Consider the following 3,956-nt stretch of genomic DNA (forward strand, 5'->3'; position numbering starts at 1 on the left):
CGGCAATTTCAATTTCAATCCGTTACGGAATGTCGCTGCAGACAATTCAAACTATACCTACGTTGCCTTTACCGTCATGAAATCCGTCAACAACGGGACTTCCTGGACAGCCGTGGCAGGAACCGCACTGCCATTTGATGTGGGGGTGTCCAATCAGCTGCAGACCCTTATTCTGCCGCGTACCATCCTTAACTTCAGCAGCAACGACCGCATTAAGATCGTTATCACCCAGCCCGGATCCGCAACGCCGGATTACGGTGACAATTCGGGAATACTGAAGAAGTCAACGGAAGATTATACAAAATATATAAGATTTCGCCGTATTTACAATATTAACTAGATACAGAATCTGGCTGAGAAAGAAACACATGCGTTAGCGGATCTTTTTCATCATTTCGTAAAACTGCAAAATGAAAGCGATCGGCCACCAATATGGCCGATCGCTTTGATCAAATGATATATCCGGTATTGCCTGGCTTTTTGCGCATCAACAAACGTTAAGATGAGGGATCTATACATCCTGATCATTCCTTGTCTTAAAGTTTACCGATGCCTGCCGGCATTCTGCAACACGTCCGGATATGGCCTTTTTTCTATCTGCATCATGGCCATGGCTCCTGCTTTACACGGTAGGCAAAGCACCCCCGTCCACCGAGTAATTAATGCCGGTAATGTATCTTGCATCATCAGATGCCAGAAAGGCAACCAGGTGGGCCACTTCTTCCGGTTCTGCCATGCGGTTTAACGGTACGTTTACTGCCTGCATCATGTTTTCATAGGCCTGTTCGCTGCTGATACCGGACCGCTTCGCCACCGTGTCAATAAATTCAAGCATCAGGGGCGTTTCCACCACGCCGGGAGAAACTACGTTGACCCTGATTCCCTTTGGCCCGAGTTCGGTAGCCAGGGCTTTGCTGTAAGCATTCAGGGCTGCCTTTGCAGAAGAATAAGACATGGTCATATCCCAGAGCGGCTGTCTGGCGGCATTGGTGGAAATATTGATGATGACTCCTTTTTTCCGGTCGAGCATGTCTGGCAGAAGGGCTTTATTAAGGCGTACCACCGAAAGGAAGTTCAGCTGCCAGTCGGTGATCCAGTGTTCATCTTCAAGGGCACTGAATCCACCGCCCGGGCTCAGGTTGGCTCCTGCGTTATTGATGATGATATCAATCCGGCCATATCTGCCGATGATTTTTTTCCGTATTTCTTCAGCACTGCCGGCTTCCGTGAGATCGGCAGCGATGAAGTACCGGTCATCAGCCGGCTCTTCCGGCTCGGTCCGTGCAATGACAACTACTTCAGCGCCTCTGTTCTTCAGCTGATCGGCAATCGCTTTGCCTATTCCTTTGGTGCCGCCGGTTACCAGGGCAACTTTTCCTTTTAATGCGTTTTCCATATCTTATTTTTAAAATCTATTGCAAAGGAAAACAGATTACTTTACTTTTGCAAGGAGTTACATGTTTGTACAGTAATACCATAAAGTAAAGCTTTCAACAGAATCAGGATGATATGAGCGAAAAAAAAATAAAAAAAAATGAACAGCGGTGTGCACTGCAGGATATCCTTAACGTTATCGGAGGAAAATGGTCGATGTCTATTATTTACGCCCTCTTCACCGGTAAAAAGAGATTCAGCGAACTGGAGCGTCTGATTCCCGGAATCAATACCAGGATGCTGGTGAAGGAACTGAAGAATATGGAAGCCAACGGCATTGTGATAAGGGAAGTATTTGCCACGGTTCCTCCCACCGTTGAATATACGCTTACCGTAAAAGGGCTGAAGCTGGAGCCCATCATCAATGAATTAAACAAATGGGGGCAGGAGTTTGTAGGAACAGCGTCATAAGGGCAGTGATCCTACACTTTGCCTGTGTTCATGCCGGCCATTCTTTCTTATCGCTTGATGAAATCACAGGGAGACTTTGACAGTTTTCCGGTTTTCGGGTTCCGGGCAATCACTTTTTCCAGGAAAGCCCGGTTTTCATCGCCCCAGACGTTCATCGCATCAATGACGGGCATCAGGGACCAGCCTGTTTCCGTTAACGAATATTCTACTTTAGGCGGTAACTGAGGATAGACCTTTTTTACAATCATTCCATGCGCCTCGAGTTCCTTCAGCTGTACGTGTAAGACGCGGCGCGTGGCATCCGGGAGGATCCTCAGCAGTTCACTGGGCCGTTTGATTTCCATGGAAATCGCATTGAGTAGCGCCGGCTTCCATTTGCCGTTCAGGATTTCTCTGGTCAGGTGCAGCCCGCAATCGACTGTAAGGGGAATTTTTCTTTCGTACATGCGCTGAAATTTTAGACAAAAATACATCATATTGTCCGAAATGTGCATAGGGATAATTTTATCCCTATGATCTTAATTTATCCCATATTGCCCTTTTGTGATTATTGAATGACCTTTGTTGCAGATTATAATGTTAAATATAATGACAATGGACAACAGATCACAGCCTCTTCTGGAGGCGTATATTGCAGGGGATATGAAACTGAAAAACCGGGTGGTGATGGCTTCACTTACCCGTGGCAGAGCCGTCAATCCGGGCCTGGTACCCATCGCACTCATGGCGGAATATTATGCGCAGCGTGCCTCTGCAGGGCTGATCCTGTCGGAAGGTACCTGGGTAAACCCGCAGTCCGTCGGCTTTATCAATGTACCGGGCATCTATACACCGGAGCAGGTGGAAGGATGGAAAACCGTTACCCGCGCAGTGCATGATAAAGGAGGCCTTATTTTCTCGCAGCTGGGGCATATCGGTGCCGGAGCCCATCCGGATCTGCAGAACGGTGAACTTCCGGTGGGACCGTCGGCCGTCAACATACAATCACAGTCTTTTACGCCGGAAGGTTTTAAGGATACCGTAGTACCGCGTGAAATGACGGTTGCGGATATCCACCGCACGGTACAGGATTATAAACAGGCTGCCCGGAATGCAAAAGATGCCGGTTTTGACGGGATTGAAATACATGCCATAGCAGGTATGCTTATTCCGCAGTTTCTGAGCACGGCTGCCAACAGGCGCACCGATGCGTACGGCGGAAGCATTGAAAACCGTTCCCGTATTGTTTTTGAGATCCTGGATGCCGTTACGGAAGTGTGGGGCGCCGGCCGGGTTGCCATCAAATTCAGCCCGGTAATGATCAGCAGTGTAGGAATCGTAAAGCCGGATGAAGAGACCATTCCCTTATTTAAGTATATCCTGAGTGCACTGGAGCGTTATCAGCTGGCTTTTGTCCATATCGTAGGGCCTGCTGAAGACCTGTCCGGTACCCCCGTAGAAGAACTGCAGGAAAATTACTTTGCGCATTTCCGCAATCATTACCGGGGAAGGATCATGGCCAACTTAGGGTTTTCCAAAGAAAGTGCTGACGCAATCCTAAAGGCAGGGTATGCAGATCTGGTTTCTTTCGGCGAACCTTTCATTGCAAATCCGGATCTGGTGGAACGCTTCACCCATAATCTGCCGTTATCTGCAAGTGACCGGGATACTTATTACTCGGGCGGGAAAGACGGATACACTACTTATCCTGAAGCAGGTTTTTCTGAATAGTGGGTTTTTTTTGAAACAGGCCAAACGAATAGCGGCCAGCCTGTATGAGATACAGATGACGGGTCCGACCTTCCGGAATGCCATTCTTTCAGTAAAATGAACATGGAAAAGGATGATAAGGTTTTGTTTGTTTTATTTTAATATATTAAATTGGCCTTGAATCTTAAATTCCCGGGAGCTGGATCCGGCTCTCCGCTCATACTCCTCGCGCCGATTCTTTCCAGGCTGTATCCCGGCTTTTCCCGCTGCATGCTGTGGGGTAACCGCTGCGATCCGGGCTAGGGCATAAGGTTTCCTCGTTTACGCCGGCCTCATATACATCCTTTCCTGCATCAGGATCCGGAATGACGGTGGTTCAGTGAGAATGACAGCATGTTAAACCTATAAGGTTTTGAAAACCT

At 48.1% G+C, this 3,956-nt stretch carries 5 protein-coding genes; 3 read left to right on the forward strand and 2 right to left on the reverse strand.

Annotated elements, in window-relative coordinates; translation table 11 throughout:
- A partial coding sequence (locus tag QZ735_RS18480; RefSeq protein WP_294251753.1) for a hypothetical protein occupies positions 1-340 on the forward strand: 340 nt, incomplete at its 5' end.
- 282 nt (positions 341-622) lie between these two features.
- Here the strand turns inward: QZ735_RS18480 and QZ735_RS18485 are convergent.
- On the reverse strand, positions 623-1,396 hold the full coding sequence (locus QZ735_RS18485; protein ID WP_294251756.1) for an SDR family oxidoreductase: 774 nt from the start codon (positions 1,394-1,396) through the stop codon (positions 623-625).
- A gap of 113 nt (positions 1,397-1,509) precedes the next feature.
- Here QZ735_RS18485 and QZ735_RS18490 point away from each other — a divergent pair, with 113 nt between their 5' ends.
- Positions 1,510-1,845 carry a helix-turn-helix domain-containing protein gene (locus QZ735_RS18490; protein ID WP_294251758.1) on the forward strand — a complete coding sequence of 112 codons (336 nt, stop codon included), beginning with the start codon at positions 1,510-1,512 and terminating at the stop codon, positions 1,843-1,845.
- Positions 1,846-1,892: 47 nt separating this feature from the next.
- Here the strand turns inward: QZ735_RS18490 and QZ735_RS18495 are convergent, their stop codons facing one another.
- Positions 1,893-2,291 (reverse strand): helix-turn-helix domain-containing protein, encoded by a 399-nt coding sequence (locus QZ735_RS18495; protein ID WP_294251761.1) that lies wholly within the window; start codon positions 2,289-2,291, stop codon positions 1,893-1,895.
- Positions 2,292-2,439: 148 nt separating this feature from the next.
- On the opposite strand from QZ735_RS18495, the gene QZ735_RS18500 reads away from it, so the two are divergent.
- The gene (locus QZ735_RS18500; protein WP_294251764.1) at positions 2,440-3,555 is read left to right on the forward strand and encodes an alkene reductase; all 1,116 of its coding nucleotides are present in this window, start codon (positions 2,440-2,442) and stop codon (positions 3,553-3,555) included.
- Positions 3,556-3,956: the final 401 nt, after the last annotated feature.

It is taken from the genome of uncultured Chryseobacterium sp., assembly GCF_913776365.1.
Taxonomy (GTDB): domain Bacteria; phylum Bacteroidota; class Bacteroidia; order Flavobacteriales; family Weeksellaceae; genus Chryseobacterium.